This is a genomic window from Synechocystis sp. LEGE 06083, from assembly GCF_015207725.1.
In the GTDB taxonomy this organism is placed as follows: domain Bacteria; phylum Cyanobacteriota; class Cyanobacteriia; order Cyanobacteriales; family Microcystaceae; genus Synechocystis; species Synechocystis salina.
In genome coordinates this window covers 1-16,887 of sequence record NZ_JADEWJ010000056.1, presented here as the reverse complement: position 1 = coordinate 16,887, position 16,887 = coordinate 1, and the positions used below count along the sequence as shown (strand labels likewise).

Below are 16,887 nucleotides of genomic sequence, written 5' to 3'. Positions count from 1 at the left end.
CAGTAAACCCCCCCCCACAAAAGCAATAAACATTTGCCTAATGCCTTGCCCTGGGGTAAAGGTTCCCTGAACATGGATGGTGGTAATGACACTGAGCAGCACCATGGCCACCCCGTCATTGAGCAAGCTTTCCCCTTCCACAATGGTGGCTAAACGCCGGGGCACGGGCACTGTCCGAAAAGCAGCAATGACGGAAACGGTGTCGGTGATAGTCAAGATCACGCTGACCCCAGCGGCGGTAATCCAGGCTAAACCAAGCCCTATCTTCAATAACACGGCAGTAATGGCCGAGGAAAGCATCACCCCCGGCCCCGCCAATAGGGCAATGGGTTTAATGGTGCTACGCAGGCGGCTAATGTCGGTGTTAATGGCCGCCTCAAAAATCAGGATGGGCAAAAATAAGTTGAAAATTAATTCGGGATTCAGACCGATGGAAAGGTGACGGGGGATGGCCAAACCCGCCAACACTAAACCGACCACGTAGGGAATTTTGAGCCAGCGGGCCACCAGGGCCACCAAGGTGGCTACCAACAGCAGAACGATCAGATTCTCCACCAAGGTGGTGATGGCGAGGTTGCCTAGGGCTGATTCTGGCTCTGCAGGAAGCTTATCTATATTGATTTCCGCACTGACAGCCAAATATCTAATCATTATGCTTGGTGGTATCCCCCATAATGGGTGGTGACTATGCCTGGGCTAGTTGCCCCCTAACCATTTTTGGCCATTTAACCGCTGTAGGATGTAGAGCACCATCAAATCAAGGGTGACTTTGCGCTCGTCAATCATAAAGGACTCCAGGGTGCTGGGGGGACGATTATCAACGCTGTAGGCAAAGCCTTTGGGTCCTTTGATGTCTTCTTGGAAGAAATAGAGGCTGAATTGTTTCGCAATCTGGCGATCGCCGCTCCAGGTGCCTTGTACTTGCCAGTAGGCAGTGTTGTCGGCGCCGGGGATGGCTAGGGGTTTTTGGTTAAAATCGAGGGACACCTGACCCAGACCAATTTTACCGAGGGCACTTTGGAGGGCGGGGAGAAAATCTTGCTGGATGAATTCGGTGAAGGGCTTATCTTCTACTGCGGGGGGTTTAGCTTTCTTTTCAGCGGGGGCTTTGGCTTCTGTCATTAATTTGGGGGGCGATCGCCATGATAGGGAAAAGGGAGTGAGCGCCACTGGGGGCAACCACAAAAAAAATAACAAATATTAACGGGGTTCACCAGGGGTAACGGGGGCTCCATTAGTCTTTTTTTCCGTGACCCGACGCAAGACCCCATTGATAAAACGGTGACCATCCTGGCCAGAGTAGCGTTTGGCCAACTCCACCGCTTCGTTAATGGCTACTTTTTGGGGCACACCGAGGTAATCCAGTTCGGCGATCGCCAGGCGCAGTATATCTTGATCAATTTTGGCCAGGCGGGACAGTTGCCAGTCCACCATGGCTTCTTGCAGTTGCTCATCGATTTGCTGACGGCGGCGACAGACGGTGCCAATTAATTCCAACGCAAATTTCCGTACTTCCATTTGCCCGGCCAATTGCAACGTTTCCGGCAAATCCACTGCTAGGGCTAGACGATTAATCACAGTTTCCGTTAGGGTCATGGCTTCTTCCAACATGGCCTTCGCACTGTTGAGGTTATTGGCCCGAATTTCACTGTTTAACAAGCGTTCATGGCTACGACTCAATTCTGCCGAGGCTGTTTCTAAAATTTCATGGACTTCCCCACTCAAGGTGCGGGTGGCGGCCAACAGCAATGCTTCCAGGTCGCCTTGCTCCAAGGTTTCGGGCTTGGTATCCTTGCGGCTCAATTGGCTCAGGCTCAACAAGGACAGTTCTCGGGCCACACGGCGGGGTTGTTGACGGGGAAGCATAGGTTCAATTCTCAGCAAATCAGGAGCAATACTTTCTCTGATCCTATGCCCATTGTTGGTTACTTGGACAATCTGGCCCAGGTCTTGGCGATCGCCGGCCCAATTGCGATTACTATTCAACTCACCAATGCCCATGGGTTGGCGATGTACTAGAGCGCTACCAAAGGATTGGGCAAATTGTGTATTAGTGGCAGAATAGCTCCATGGCCCTAGGGGATTTGCTGAAAATGGTTAATTGGACTAGAAATTGGTTGAGTTTTTCACGCTTGTTTTTGCTCACCCTGGTGGTAATGCTGGGGCTGAAACTTTTGTTGGCCAGTCCGGTGGTGGCCCAATCCCCCCCAGGTTTTACCCAACAGGGCAATCAAATTAGCATTGACGGCAAATCCTACCCCGTCGCCTGGGGCCAATGGCAGGAAGGGGGACAGATCCGCACGGGCCTGGGGGATACCGGGGCCATGCAGTTTTTGGGGCTGGATCTCCTCGATAACGCTAATCCCAACCAACAACCGGTGCAATGGTTCAGCGGCGATCGCCAAACTTTAAACGCCCGCTTTGTGGCCCCCAACCGTTACTTAGATGTAACTCCCCTATTGCAACCATTGGGTACAGTGCAGTCCCAGGGCAATACCCTGATCATGCCCAATACCAATGCCCAAATTCTGACGGTGCGGGACGGCAGGCAACCCTGGGGGGAAAGGGTAGTGCTGGAACTGAGCCGACCGGCTTTTTGGCAAGTGAGCCAAGCTAAGGAAGAAGCGGTTTTAACCATTAACGCCAGCAGTACCATCGGTGGCCAAGGCAATGCCAACGCCCCCGGCCTACAAGCCATTGACCAGGACGATCTGGGCGGCAAAACCAGCGGCGGGCAACAAATTCGTTATCGCCTGGAAAGATTGGGCTCCAGCAGTAAAGTCCATTTTCAATTGCCCGTGGGCTACAAGCTCCAAGTTATTACCCTCACTGCCCCCCTACGGCTGGTGATCGATGCCCGGGCCGATGCTCCCCCAGTAAAAACCATCAACTGGGCAGAAGGCGTGACTTGGCAACAACGCTTTGTCAACATTGCTGGGGGTCAGTTTCCCGTCACCACTGTCACCGTTAATCCCCGATCGCCGGCCATTTCCCTACGACCTTTAATGGCTAACCCCACCATGGCCCAGGGCACTGCTCCCTTAGTAACCATTGCCAGGGATCAACAGGCGGCGGTGGCCATCAATGCGGGCTTTTTCAACCGCAATAATCAACTTCCCCTAGGGGCGGTGTGGAGTCAGCAAAATTGGCGATCGGGACCCATTCTGAACCGGGGGGTGATCGCCTGGAATGACCAAGGACAAACCACCTTTGGCCGCCTCTCCCTCTCGGAAATTATTACCACTGCATCGGGACAACGATTAACCGCCAATTATCTCAATAGTGGCTATGTACAACGGGGCATTGCCCGCTATACCCCCGCCTGGGGGCCAACTTATATTTCCCTCAGTGATAACGAACAGGTTTATGTGGTGCAAAATAACCAAGTCACTGCCCAATATCCCTTGCCCAAAGCGGGACAACAGCAAATGCCCATCCCCAGCGACGGTTATTTAATCATTGACCGGGGTAACCAAATTCCCGCCAGAGTTTTAGCCGTAGGCACCACTATCAATGTCAATGGGCGATCAACACCGGAAGCGTTTAATGGTTTTCCCCACGGCATGGGCGCAGGGCCGCTATTGATTGACCAAGGACGCATTGTGCTCAACCCAGCAGGGGAAGGTTTTTCCAGTGCCTTTCAACAGCAACGGGCTTCCCGCAGTGCGATCGCCGTGGACAGAAACGGCAATATTATGCTGGTGGCTAGCCATAACCGGGTGGGGGGAGCGGGAGCTAGCTTGGGGGAATTTGCCCAAATTTTGCAACAGTTGGGGGCAGTGAATGCCTTGAATTTGGATGGCGGCAGTTCCACTTCCCTAGCCCTGGGGGGTCAATTGTTGGATCGATCTCCAGTGACGGCAGCCCGGGTCAGCAATGCCATTGGGGTGTTTGTCCGTTAAGCCCGAATCAGTGCCTTTTTCGGGAATTCAAGTCAACTGCCAAAGTCAATCCGCCAGATGCCAGCCGCTATTTTAGCCAAGTGTTTTTGTCGAGATTCAATTTTTAGTTCATCCCACATATCGTAATGTTCGGCGATCGCCCGGGTAATTTGGAAATCACTTTGGGCATAGACAGCCCGTTTTGTTTCATAATCTCCATTGCCCAGATCCCGATTACGGGCCGTTTTGAGGAGAGTCATATTGCCGAGCCGGTAAATTAAGCGGTCCTGTTTAACTTCTTCAATGGCAGACCAAGCGATGGAAGGATTTTCGGGCAGAATATGTTCCAGGTTGTAGGTGGCGCTTTCAAAATCAAAGGCTTGACCCGATTTTTGTTTCTCGATGGCAAACATAATGTAACGAACAACCTTTTTATTGCGACTGTAGGTGGTGCGGAGTTCTTTGGCCGCAAAGGCATTTTTAAACTGATCATCGTCGGGATAAACGGCTTGTAAAGCCATCAGTACCTGTTGATAGGTAACATAGGTTTGGTTAGAAACTTTGACGGCAATGTCATTGTAAAGACGTTCTTGGTCATGGCTTTGCAGGTTACAAATAACGTTGTAGCGAAAGGAAATGATGGCGATCGCCCTAATGATACGGGTAAAAGTATCTCGATCTGAGTCGAAGAAATGACGATGGCAAGCCAGAAGCATGGCCAAGGGTTGGCGCACGCTAAACATCAATAATTGCTGGAGACTCTGTTTTTCTTCTGGGTTCCAGGTTGGATCTTGGGGATCCCGGAGAGCCGCATAGATAGCGGCACACTGATCGAGGCTACGAACCAAGCCAAAGGCATTTTCCCGGCTAGTGACCTGTCGTCGGATGGTTTTAAACAAGTCGGATTTACGTACTAATTTGTGCCGACTATTCCAAAATACCCGCAGAAATTCGGGAAAGCTTTCACTACCTAGTAGTCCCACAATTCGTTCCCATTGCTCTTCTAAAGCCCGCATTTCCGTTTCGTGGGTTTGTGCAGTGCTGATCAGAGAGAATAAATAATTCTTCAATAGGTCGGTGGCGGAAAGGCGTACCCCTCTGGCGTTTAAGGTTTCAAAGACCTTGAAGGCATTAAGTTCGTCGGTGACAGTGATGACAGTAAAAAAAAGTTTATCCACCAGGGCGTCAATGAAGGCGGCAAAGTTCTGTCCACTGTCGAGTTGGTTGCCTATTCGTGTTTTAATGCGGTCTTTGAACCAATCAAAGGCTTTTCTGAGTTGGTGTTCGGAAGCATTGAGTCCCCGTTGGGGAATATGTTCTAAGGGAACCAGGTAGATTTGATAAAAGCGATCATTGTGGCGATTAAGTCGTAATTTGGGCTGGGCAATGAGACTGACCGGATCGAGGTAACCGATGTAGCTATTTTGTAGTTGTTCTTGACGACGGCGGTTGTTGTCAGCATCTAACCCAGCATTGATTAAGTCTTTCAAGTGGCTTAGCCCCGCCAAAATCATAATGCTGATAGTGGTTAGCCGTTGTTGACCATCAATAATGTCGAAGCGTTTGCTATCGGAAGACTGCAGTACCAAATAGCCCATGTAGTGAGCCGGTTCACCGTCTGTTTCAAAGAGGGCAGTAATGTCTTGCCAGAGATCGTCCCATTCGTCGTCCCCCCAGGAATAGTCCCGCTGGAAGGGGGGAACGTGGTAGCTCAGTCCATTGCCTAGTAATTGGCGGAAGGTGGAGTTAGTGGTGTTGAAATTTAATGTTGCCATCTTTACCTCCCCCTAAATAAACAATAAATACTTGACCAAAAGGGGTTAAAATCGCCGGCTGATGAAGGCAGTAAATATTTCTGCACGAATAAATTAAACTCTTCCACTGAGAGAGATTCGTCCAGAAAAGGTTCGATCGCCTGTCGGCGCAAGGCCCGTAATGCGGGAATGTCTAACCCTAGTTTCGTGATGGTGGTAATGGCAGCTTGATCCTGCTCATGGCGAGGCTGGATATAACCATCGGCAGTGAATTTAAACGATGTTTCACACTTAGGGTCAAGGGGAGAAATTAATAATGCTGGGTCAAACCAATTATCTTTGAGGTTGCCGCAATGACGGGGTTCTCCTTTTTTATTTTGGTTTTGGCAGGAGCAGAGCAGATTGTTAAAATCCAGGGGGTCAACCTCAGGATCACTTTGGGGGCGAAAATGCTCGATGTGGGAATCTTCTAGGTCTAGTTTTTGTTCACAGTAACAGCAGAGATAGCCTTGTTCTTGCATTAAGGCTTGTTTAATCCTTCGTTTAAGGTCACTGCCCAGGTCTGCATACCTTGGCTGCCAATGGTCGTTGCTTTGTTGTTTCCATCGTTGGAGTTCCGGTGGTTCCGCTTGTTTTTGGATATATTTCATCGACCAATGATCTCCTTGCGTCGAATTAGTACCTCGGCTTTGACCAATTCAGGGTCGTTACCGATCGCCACTTTCATGTCCGTAATAGCCTGTTTTGCTGTGGGGAGTTCCCCTTGATCGATGAGTTCGTAAATGCGATGAAGATCCTGACTCACTTGCTGGGGTCGGGTGGTGTCTAAACCCATTAGATCTTCTAAAATTCGGTCTACCGTTTTCCCGTAGGATGCACTGGGTTGAGTCACGGTTATGTTATCGAGAGTTTGGGTCAGGAGAAAAATATTGTCAGGTTGGACATGGGTTAAGACATGGGGGGAATGGGTAGAAACAATAAATTGGCAGTGGGGAAACACGTTAACGAGTTGAGGAATAATCATTCGCTGCCAAGTGGGATGGAGATGCAGATCGATTTCATCAATCAAAACAATGCCTTTTCCCTCTAGTGGGTTCCCGATGGGGTTGGCGATCGCTAATCGTCGAGCTATATCACCAATCATTGCAATCAAACATTTTTCTCCATCTGAGAGTTGATTAATAGTAAAGAATTGTCCCCACTTTTGAATTTCCATTCTGAGAGGGTTTCGTCTCACGTTTAAATTTTCAAAGTCAGGTAGGAAATGTTTTAGAGCATTACGAACTGCTTCCAATTGAGGATCTGGACTAAAATCTTGAGAATGGGTTAAAAACTTTCGACTTTCATTTTCTAAATCTTCTCGTTCCCGGAACCACTGAAAAAATGCCATGAATGTGGAACTTCCTATTAAGGCTTGATCATAGGCTTCCATCAAATCAAAAGTCTGGTTCTGTCTAGGTTTTAAAGAAATTTTGTTTACAGCCCGGCCTACGGGGTAGAAAACAAATATTGGTATATAGGTCTTGCCTTTTGTAGCTATGATACTAGCTTGTATTTTTTCTACGTACTTATTCAATAAAGCACAATCGCTAAAATTAAGAGAAGAAGAAGAACCTTGACGCCTTTTGCCAACTAACCATTTCACTTGTTTATCATCGTCAATCAAACTTATTTCAATTGAAGCATTGGGTTCGTCAATTTTAATATCCTCTTCCGAGATTGAATCTCGTTTTTTCTGGAGTCCTTGAATTCGACTAACTGTCCAGGACAGCATGAGGGCGATCGCATCAAGAATGGTGGATTTCCCCGCTCCATTACAACCCACCAGCACGTTTAAGTGGGGCTGCAACTCCATTGTCAAGGACTGCGCTCCACGATAATTGTGCAGGCTTAGGGTTTTGATGTGCATGGTTGCGGTTGAATACCTGTTAAATGGCAGAAGCCATGAAAAGCCTCTTCATTGTAATGTACAATGTGAGCACAACTAATGGGCATTAACAATCCCTGTTAACAAGTTATGAATAGCAAAGTTTCCCACACTAGAGACGAGCGTGTGCAGTTGCGTTTAACCCAACGGCAAAAAGCGACAATCCAGCAAGCGTCCCAAATTAAGCAGACCTCGATGACAAGTTTTATCTTGGAGCAGTCCTATCAAGCCGCGTTGGCAGTGGTGGGAAATCAGCAACTATTTTCCCTATCGGATCAGGCATGGGATGACTTTTGTATAGCATTGGAATCACCTCCGAAATCTTTACCCCGTTTGCGGGCTTTATTAACAGAGCCTGGGGTGTTTGATGACTAAAAGAAAATCATTCCAGGCCCCGATCGTCTTGGAGCCTGGCCATGAGCTGGGGAGTTTTGATTGGGGTGTTTCCGAACTGAATCTGTTCTTGCAGAAATATGCGTTGACCAATAGCCGTAACCACAGTGCCAAAACCTTTGTAGCGTTGGGGGAGGCTGGGCAGGTGATTGGTTTTTATAGTTTGGTGGCGGGGGCGGTGGAGCATGAAGCCGTACCACCGAGGGTGAGTAAGGGTTTGGGAAAATATCCCATTCCGGTGATTGTTTTGGCGCGGTTGGCGGTGGATCGGCGTTATCAAGGTCTGGGGCTGGGGAAAGGTTTGTTAAAGGATGCGTTGTTACGGTGTTTAAATGTGGTCGAGCAAATTGGAGCAAGGGCGATCGCCGTCCATGCCAAGGATGAGGAAGCGGCGGCGTTTTATGAACGCTATGATTTTGAGCGATCGCCGTTGTCGGAATGTCATTTATATTTGTTGGTCAAGGATATTGTTAAGACGGCGGGAATTTAGATGAGCCAGGGAGTTTTTGTGAGGAGTTTGGTAAATTTGGGTTAAAAAGGCAGTGGTATAAATTCCCAGAAACCAGGCAAAGTCTTGGCAAATTTTAAGGATAGAACATTTACCAAAAATTAAATCCTAGAAGTGAAGCAAGTTGCAAATTACTCTCAATCAATGCTAAGGGGGTCCACGTCAATATCTAAGTAAACGGAGTTAGGACAGATTTGTTTAATTTTCTCCAGGGGTAAAATTACCTTCATAGAACTGGGATATTTAATTAAGAACTGCCAGCGGTACCGTTGGGCAATGCGAAGAATACTGGCCGGGGCCGGGCCTAAAATTTCTACTGTCTTGGGTAAAAGTTGTTCGCACAAAGCGGCGATCGCCTGAATGGTGTTTTCCACTTCTTTTTCATTGGTCCCCAGACAACGGAGCAGAATTAACTTGCCGTAGGGGGGATAATTTAACATTTCCCGTTGGGGTAACTCCTGGGCAATGAAACCATGGTAATTGTGGGTTTTGACCGCTTGGATGACGGGATGGTGGGGAGTATAGGTTTGGATAATCACCTGGCCTGGTTCTTCCCCGCGGCCGGCCCGGCCACTCACCTGGGTTAGGGTTTGAAAAGCTCGCTCAGCAGAGCGGTAATCGGCAAAATTGAGCAAACTATCGGCGGCCACCACCCCCACTAACGTAATTTGGGCCAGGTCCAACCCTTTGGTTAACATTTGAGTTCCCACCAGTAAATCCGCTTCTCCCCGTTTGAATTGATCCAACAATTGCCGATGGGCTCCCTTTCTGCGGGTGGTGTCACTGTCAAAGCGAATCCAACGTAAATCGGGAAATTCCTGGGTGAGGGCTTCGGTTACTTTTTGAGTGCCACTGCCAAAAAATTTCAGATAGGGAGAGGAGCATTCTGGGCAAACCTTGGGCTGGGTTTCCGCATGGTTACAGTAATGGCACCGCAGGAGGGGTTGGGCATTGCCCTGGACGTAGTGATAGGAAAGGGAGACGTCGCAGTTGGGACATTCCAACACGTAACCGCAACTGCGACAGGAGACAAAGGTGCTGTGCCCCCGGCGGTTAATGAATAAAATACCTTGCTGTTGTTTGGCTTTTAATTCCCCCAGGGCAGTTTGCAAAGCTCGGCTGAAAATGGAGCGATTGCCCTGTTTTAATTCCGCCCGCATATCAATAATTTTCACCGGGGGTAGGGGGCGGGACTGTACCCGATCGGGTAACGCGAGGTAATGCCGTTGGGGGTCGCCTTGATGTTGATAAACCGTATGCCAACTTTCCAAAGCAGGGGTGGCAGAACCGAGGATGAGGGGACATTGTTCCAGCTCGGCCCGGCGTTGGGCCACGGTGCGGGCATGGTAATTGGGGCTGGACTGGGTTTGCTTAAAACTACTGTCGTGTTCTTCGTCGAGGATTATCAGCCCTAATTTGGGCAGGGGCGTAAAAATGGCGGACCGGGTGCCAATGATAATTTGTTCATGGCCCAACAGGGTTTGGCGCCAGGTGTCGTACTTTTCCCCGGCGGAGAGGGCGCTATGGTACACGGCCACTTTCTGGCCAAAGCGGGCCCGAAAACGGTCGGTTAACTGGGGCGTTAAACCAATTTCTGGCACTAACACTAAAACCGATTGCCCGTTGCCCAGGCGATCGCCACAGATTTGTAGATAAACTTCCGTTTTGCCGGAGCCGGTAACGCCGTGGAGTAAAACTTGGTGATAACCCTGGAGGGGGCGGATGGTTTGGCAGGCTTGCTCCTGGGCCGGGGTTAATGTTGGAGCTTGGCTGGCATTAACCGTCGGTTGACCCAAAAGCCGTAATTTTTCCCGTTCGGCGATCGCCACTAGCCCTTTTTTGGCTAAAGATTGAATGGTGGAGGCGGAACAGGGCACCGCTTTGAGCAAATCCGCTAACCAGAGTTCTCCCCCTTGGTTTTTGAGCACGGTCAGGGCCCTGGCCTGTAATTCCGTCAGTTTAAGGCTAGGGTCGAAGTTTAACAAAGTCACCATTTTGGGTAACTGGGGCCGCACCGCCTTGGGAGGTTCTAGGTAACTTTCCACCCATTGCCGTTTGAGCAAATCCCGCAACGCCTTGGTTAGTCCCGGTACTTTTTGCCGCAGATAACGGTAACTGTAATCCCCTTCTTTGGAAGACTGCAGTAGGGTCAAAATTTGCCTTGCTCCCTGGTGGGACGGTTGACTCAAAAACATGGGCCAATCCGACGGCAGGCGATCGCCATTTAATTTAATGCGGCGCTGGGAACGCTGGAGTAATCCCGGTGGCAACGCCATGCGAATGACGGTGATTAACTCCGTACAATAATATTCCGCCAACCAATGCAACAGTTGCCAATAATGGGGCGCAAAAAAGCCCGACACGATTACGTCTTGGACCGGCTTAATTTTTTCCGGTGGTAAATCCGGGGGCAAGCTGGCCACACAGCCCACCACCACTCCCCCCAACTGTTGGTTGCCAAAGGGCACCGCCACAATGTCCCCATCCTGCACCGTTAAATCCGGGGGAATGGCATAGGTGTAAATGCCATCGGTTTGGGGCAGATCCACCAACACCACTGCCCAGGGACGCACCTGATGTTCTTCTCGATAGTCAAAGCCCAACTCCGCCAGGGCCAAGGGAGAAACCATCATACCGTTTTACTTTTTGCCATTTTTTCCCTTGCTCTCCACTGCCAAATGCCCTGTGGGATGGACCTGCCAGGAATGCCAGGCTGCCTTCATCCCCGCTAGCAAACGCTTTGAGCCAGTTTGTACTTTTTTGGCCCCTTCTTTGGTGATGGTGACCCCCCGGTCCACCGTTTGGGCCACGTCTTCCACCGTTCTCACCCCTTGGTTCAAATCGTCCGTCAACTCACTAATTTCCAAGCCCGTTAAACGAATCGCTTCCAGGGTCGGGGGAAATTCCCGGTTGAGGCTGTCAAACAACTTTTCGGCACTGCGGGCCGCCCGGGCCAACTCCTGGAGGGCTGGTAGGGCCACCACCAGGACAGCGGTCAGGCTAATGGACACCATGGTGAGGGAAAGACCCAGCCAGAAAAGGGGTTCGGTCATAGGTACGGCAAAAGTCGATGGGGGGCAACGGGGAAGGGATTAGGGCGGGAAAAGTTTTAGGTTTAGCCACCTGGGAGTTAACCAACTGCAGCGTTGATGAAAATTAGTTATCCGCCAAAGTGGTTTCCGCTGTAATGTCCCTGGGTTTTGGTTCCGACTCTGATACAACGGTTGTTTGGGTGGCTTCCACTCCAGCGGCGATCGCCTCTTTTAATCGTTCTAAGGTGCCCTGCCAGTTGCGTTGGGTGGCCTCGGAAAGATAGTCCGCCTGCAATTGCAGGGTGGTGGCCAAATCCTCCGCTAAATCGGGGAGGGCGTCGGCAGATTTTTTCAACAGTTGTCGGGTCTGTTTACCGGAACGGGGGGCCAACAAGAGCCCTGTCACCGATCCCACTAAACCGCCAATTACCATGCCTGCCAACAGAGCGCCACCTTTGTTATTGCTGGCCATGTTCCCCCGCAAAAAGAATTTCCCCCATTCTAGTGGACAGGGAGAAAATGCTGTCGGGATTTTTGGCGGAGTTGAGCCGGGGCGGATTTTTTATCAACGGTGGGCAATTTTTAATCAATTTGCAAAAGGGCATGAAATTCTTCGATCGCCATGGGTCGGCCGTAGAAATAACCCTGGAAGAGATGGCAACCCCGCTCGACCAAAAAATCAACCTGTTCCTTGGTTTCCACCCCTTCAGCGATAATTGCCAAGTCGAAGTTACGGGCCACCCCGATAATTGCTTCCACCAAGGCCGCATTGTTCAAATCCGTGGGGGCATCCTGGACAAAGATACGGTCAATTTTCAATTCATTCAGGGGTAACTGCTTCAGGTAAGCCAGGGAAGAATAGCCGGTGCCAAAATCATCCACCGAGAAGTTTATGCCCAAAGCCTGCAACTCAAACATGGTGGCGATCGCCTGACGGGTATCCTCCACAATCAGCCCCTCCGTCACCTCCAGGGTTAAAAGAGAAGGATCAATGGCAATGCGGGCCAAAAGAGCTTTCATATCATCCACAAAGCTTGACTGGCGAAATTGTCGGGGGCTGACATTAACCGCAATGTGGAGCTTAGAACCAAGGTTTTGTAGCCGAGCTAAATATTGGCACACCTCCTTCAACACAAACTCTCCAAGATCGCAAATCAGGCCATTCTCCTCCGCAATAGGAATGAAAAGATTGGGGGGAATGAACCCCCGAGTGGGATGGTGCCACCTTAGTAAGGCTTCTGCCCCGACCCACACTCCATGGTGGTCCACCTGGGGTTGGAGATAGACCTGGAATTCCCTGTTCCCCAGGGCGTGGCGTAGATCGGCCTCTAGGGCAAAGCGAGACTCCACTTCCAACTGCATTTGCGACTCAAACAAACACACCTTGTTGCGTCCGGCCTTTTTGGCTTGGTACATGGCTGTATCCGCTTCCTTAAACAAATCCGCAATGGTTTCATTGACTTTGGGAAAGAGGGTAATGCCAATGCTGCCGCTGATCTGGACCTGTTCCGTTTCCAGGGTAAAAGGGGTGGCCAAAGCCCGACGAATTTTTTCCCCTACCCCCAACCCCAACCGGGCTGCCACTTCCCGGTCATGGGCTAATTCCGGCAATAACACAATGAATTCATCCCCCCCCAAGCGGGCCACCGTATCCGAATCCCGCAGGTTATCCGTTAATCTTTTCGCCACCATTTGCAATAGGCGATCGCCACTGTCATGGCCCCGGGCATCGTTAAGGGTTTTAAAGCCGTCCAGATCAATCAACATCACCGCCCCGTAATGTTTAGACCGCTGGGCCAGGGCTAGGGCATTTTTAGCGCGGTCCAGCAACAGGCGACGATTGGGCAAAGCTGTGAGGGGATCGTAATAGGCCAGACTTTTAATCTGGGCTTCGGCCCGTTTGCGCTCCGTAATATCAGTTAAAATTCCCAACATCCGCAGGGGCTTACCACGGGCATCCCACTCGACAATTTTTCCCAGGGACAGGAGCCATTTCCATTGCCCGGTCATAGTCCGTTGCCGGTACTCCACTTCGTAACGGGGAATCTCCCCCCCAATGTAACTGTTATATTTTTTCTCCACCCTTTGCCGGTCCTGGGGATGAATACGCTCCAGCCAAAGTTGAAGAGTTTCTTGGAAGTTTTCTGGGTTGTAGTCCAAAATTTGAGCGTACTGGGGAGAAACCACAGCTTGCTCCGTTTGTAGGTTGAGGTCGTAAAAGCCCTGGTTTGCCACCTCTAGGGCCAGCCTCAATCTTTCTTCATTTTCCGCCAACTGCTGCTGGGCCTTCTGCTTGCTCTGGTCCGACTTAATGGCCGTCAGGGCAAAGGAAATATTATCGCTAATTTCCTGGAGCAAACCCTGTTCGTCTCCGGTGAAAAACTCCGCTTCCTGGGAATACAAAGTTAATACTGCCACCACCTGGCTACCTTCCCGAATGGGCACTGAAGCAGCAGAGAGGAAACCATAGCGTACTGCCCCTCCACGCCAGGGAGCCATATTTGGATCTTGGGCAATGTCAGAACAGATTACTAATTTCCCTTCCCTCACAGCCGTACCAGCCGGACCCCAACCAGCGGGTTCATCTCGGATAGTGATGTGGATACTGTCTAGGTAGGCGGTGGTGTGGCCGCAGGCAATATAGGGAATAACGGCTTGACTCTCAGAGTCGATCAACCCAAACCAGATGAGGGGAAATTTGCCCACTTTTACCCCCACGTCACAGATGGCCCGGAACAAATCATCCCGTTCTCGATTTTCGATGATGGCCCGGTTAACCTGGCTCAGGGTGGCATAAAGACGGGAAAGGTGCTCAATGCGACGCTGGTTTTGTTTGCGTTCACTAATGTCCCGGACCACCGACAGGAGGCGAGCTTTACCATCGATCACCGTCGGCTGAATGGATACTTCCGTCCAAAAAACGCTGCCATTTTGTCTGCGGGCCAGCCATTCAAACATCTGTAGCCCGACATTTCCCGCCTGGCGAATTTTTTTCTCAATCTCTGCTTCAGCCTTGCCTGGTTTATGGGCACTGAAATCTAGAATAGAACTCCCTATCACACTCTCCTTGTGGCCATAGCCGTACATAGTGAGCATGGATTGGTTAACATCGATCACTTCTCCAGTTTGGAGATCTTGGATAAAAATGGCTTCGTGGGTAGAGTTAAAGATTTCACGGTAATTGCGCTCGTTTCTTTCCAGGACAATTTCGGTGTAATGGGATTCCAGAAAACGACTAAGGAATTGGCCAATGGTGCTGAGTAACTGTTCTTCCTGGGGTAAAAAATCCCTTCCTTCGCTGTAGCAGACTTCCAAACGCCCTTGGTGGAAATGTTCTGTCTGGAAATCAATAGTCAAGCAACAGTTGGTCTTTTGATAATCGGTGGTTTGGTAGAGGGTATTTCCCCAGGTCAGGCGGGCGGAAGCTAGCTTGTCGTGGTGGAAGGCCAGGGGCAAAAGTTCTACCGTATTCTGCAAAAATTCTTCTAAAACTAAATCCGGCTGTTGGGCCATCTGGGCGATCGCCACCAGGCAATCCATTTCCTTAATCCGTTCCCGCAATTCTTTGGTTTTTTGCCTGATCTGGTGGGTGAGATTGGCCTGACTGTTGGTGACAATGGACACAATGATCGTAATCAGGGCAGTAATACCTGTGCCAACAACAAATGTGATCAGAGCCGCTCGCTCAGCCTGTTTTTGGTTAAAGTCCGGCCCCGGCCAGAGCAAAAGGGCGTAGGTTTTACCGAAAATAAAGACGGGATAAATCTGAAACAGTCCCGGGCGATCGTGGCCCCCCTGTTCTCTCCGCCAAGAACTGATGGAGAAAGGAAGAGGGGAAGATGAAGCTAAAAGTTGGGGCGCTAGCTCCGTATCAAGTTCTAACCATGCCAACTCCAGGGAGTTATCCCCATAGCTGATCTCCCCAAAGGTTTGCCGCAAAAATGCATCTAGCCGGATCACCACCGCCGCCACTCCCATGGGAGGATTTTCCACCTTACCACCGGCAAAAACCGGGGCATAGGCCACAACGCCCCTCTGTTCTTCCCGTTCTTGGACAAGGGTGAGAGGATCGGTTGCACTGGGAAGTCCGGATTTTAGGGCATTATCCAAAGCTGTTTTCGAGGGGCCCCTAGAACTCACATCAAACCCCAGGGCCATTTCATTTCCCCCCAAGGGCTCTGCATAAAAAATTGGGTAGTAGGCATCCCGCCCCCCAACTGGAACCATCTCCCCCCGGCGATCGACTTCAAAAATGCGAAAATCCTTTAACCCTTCTTCTTGAGCTTGCCGCTCAAACTCTGACTTATCCGCCGCCAAAACCTTAGGAATCCATTCCCAAGCCTGAATACTAGATTGCCTAACCATGGGCCAGGTAAAGCGGGTGAATTCCGTACGGGTCACCTCTTCACTAGATTCAAAGAAACCAGTCAAGCTAGAAAGGCCATAATTTTGCAATTCCCAAAGCTTTTGGGCAAACAGGGTAGCCCGGGGAATGGCAAGTTGATTGAAATTACTTTGGTTGACTAAGAGAGTATTTTCTTCAACCAAGGCCATGGTAGCTAAGGTCAGACATAAGCCCACGATCGCCATGGCCAGAGCTTCCCCTTGATTAATAATAAATCTGCTCCCCCAACGATGACGAGATTGTAGTAGATAATCTCCCCCCAGAATTACAACAATCAACCCCAGGCAAAAAAACAAAGGGGCCCAAATTTTTTCCCGTAATTGGCTTTTCCACTGGCTAGCTTCAACGTTGATGGCGACAATTACCAAAACCTCTGGGGAGCGGGGCTGGAGAATGGGGGCATAGGCCGAGACAAAATTACCCCGTTCACTGTGGTAGGGGCCAATGATTAACTTTTTGGCTGGAGGCTCAAATAATTGCTTGATTGCCGTTGGAGGATTTTGATAGACAGCACCGGGGAAATTAGCTAGCAAATCCCCAGGATTAAGACTATCGGGGCCAAAGAGAATTTTCCCTCCCCGCATCACCATGGTGTAGATACTGCTCTTATCAAAGGTCCGGGCATAGGCCATCATTTGATCGTGCAGTCTTTGAAAATGGGGATCCGTTAGATCCTCTGTAGTGAAGGTAATTTCCTGGAAAAGTTGGGGATTAAGGTTGGAGGAAACCATTTCAACTTGTTCTAGTAAGTCTTGGCTCATCTGCTCACCAACTTTTTCCATGCGCCAGCGGGCCACCCCCAATCCCCCCAGAATAATTAAAAACACCAGACCAGATAAAATTAATTTCCGCCAAAAACCCCGCCCATGGTGGCGAAAAATAGAAGACGGGGGGCGAGAAATGATAGACATCGGGAAGTTGGGGATACATTACCCAGGGAAAAATGCCGGAGCTACCATCTTGAACAGCAGTACCTCCCCTCCTGGG

Annotated in this window: 13 protein-coding genes; 3 read left to right on the top strand and 10 right to left on the bottom strand. The window is 50.1% G+C overall.

The window, feature by feature from the left end; all coding sequences use genetic code 11:
* From IQ219_RS06465 to nusB, 3 genes are all read right to left on the bottom strand, one after another.
* On the bottom strand, positions 1-651 hold a 651-nt coding region (locus IQ219_RS06465), incomplete at its 3' end, for a cation:proton antiporter (protein ID WP_194072089.1).
* A gap of 45 nt (positions 652-696) precedes the next feature.
* On the bottom strand, positions 697-1,170 hold the full coding sequence (locus tag IQ219_RS06460; protein ID WP_338116520.1) for a DUF2996 domain-containing protein: 474 nt from the start codon (positions 1,168-1,170) through the stop codon (positions 697-699).
* Positions 1,171-1,200: 30 nt separating this feature from the next.
* Complete coding sequence (nusB, locus tag IQ219_RS06455; protein ID WP_190599312.1) at positions 1,201-1,866, bottom strand: transcription antitermination factor NusB; 666 nt, start codon at positions 1,864-1,866, stop codon at positions 1,201-1,203.
* A 203-nt stretch (positions 1,867-2,069) separates the two neighbouring features.
* Here nusB and IQ219_RS06450 point away from each other — a divergent pair, with 203 nt between their 5' ends.
* Positions 2,070-3,902: a phosphodiester glycosidase family protein gene (locus IQ219_RS06450; RefSeq protein ID WP_194072088.1), complete on the top strand. Its 1,833-nt coding sequence runs from the start codon at positions 2,070-2,072 to the stop codon at positions 3,900-3,902.
* Positions 3,903-3,934: 32 nt separating this feature from the next.
* On the opposite strand, the gene IQ219_RS06445 is transcribed toward IQ219_RS06450, so the two are convergent.
* Genes IQ219_RS06445 through IQ219_RS06435 form a run of 3 tightly spaced genes read right to left on the bottom strand, consistent with a single transcriptional unit; the run spans position 3,935 to position 7,544 of the window.
* Complete coding sequence (locus IQ219_RS06445) at positions 3,935-5,656, bottom strand: DUF262 domain-containing protein (protein WP_194072087.1); 1,722 nt, start codon at positions 5,654-5,656, stop codon at positions 3,935-3,937.
* A 2-nt stretch (positions 5,657-5,658) separates the two neighbouring features.
* A complete protein-coding gene (locus IQ219_RS06440) occupies positions 5,659-6,285 on the bottom strand; it encodes a retron system putative HNH endonuclease (protein ID WP_194072086.1) in 627 nt (208 codons plus the stop codon).
* On the bottom strand, positions 6,282-7,544 hold the full coding sequence (locus IQ219_RS06435; protein ID WP_194072085.1) for an AAA family ATPase: 1,263 nt from the start codon (positions 7,542-7,544) through the stop codon (positions 6,282-6,284). Before IQ219_RS06435 ends, IQ219_RS06440 begins: the two co-directional genes overlap by 4 nt.
* A 108-nt stretch (positions 7,545-7,652) precedes the next feature.
* On the opposite strand from IQ219_RS06435, the gene IQ219_RS06430 reads away from it, so the two are divergent.
* Positions 7,653-7,937, top strand: coding sequence for a DUF1778 domain-containing protein (locus tag IQ219_RS06430; protein ID WP_194072084.1), 285 nt, complete (start codon positions 7,653-7,655; stop codon positions 7,935-7,937).
* Positions 7,930-8,445 (top strand): GNAT family N-acetyltransferase, encoded by a 516-nt coding sequence (locus tag IQ219_RS06425; RefSeq protein WP_194072083.1) that lies wholly within the window; start codon positions 7,930-7,932, stop codon positions 8,443-8,445. Before IQ219_RS06430 ends, IQ219_RS06425 begins: the two co-directional genes overlap by 8 nt.
* A 155-nt stretch (positions 8,446-8,600) precedes the next feature.
* On the opposite strand, the gene priA is transcribed toward IQ219_RS06425, so the two are convergent.
* The 4 genes from priA to IQ219_RS06405 all read right to left on the bottom strand — a co-directional run bounded on the left by priA (position 8,601) and on the right by IQ219_RS06405 (position 16,811).
* Positions 8,601-11,096, bottom strand: a complete 2,496-nt coding sequence (gene priA, locus IQ219_RS06420; protein ID WP_194072082.1) for a primosomal protein N' — start codon at positions 11,094-11,096, stop codon at positions 8,601-8,603.
* 6 nt (positions 11,097-11,102) lie between these two features.
* On the bottom strand, positions 11,103-11,516 hold the full coding sequence (locus IQ219_RS06415; protein WP_194072081.1) for a DUF948 domain-containing protein: 414 nt from the start codon (positions 11,514-11,516) through the stop codon (positions 11,103-11,105).
* Positions 11,517-11,619: 103 nt separating this feature from the next.
* The gene (locus IQ219_RS06410; protein WP_199309807.1) at positions 11,620-11,967 is read right to left on the bottom strand and encodes a YtxH domain-containing protein; all 348 of its coding nucleotides are present in this window, start codon (positions 11,965-11,967) and stop codon (positions 11,620-11,622) included.
* A 110-nt stretch (positions 11,968-12,077) separates the two neighbouring features.
* Positions 12,078-16,811, bottom strand: coding sequence for an EAL domain-containing protein (locus tag IQ219_RS06405; RefSeq protein ID WP_194072080.1), 4,734 nt, complete (start codon positions 16,809-16,811; stop codon positions 12,078-12,080).
* Positions 16,812-16,887 lie beyond the last annotated feature (76 nt).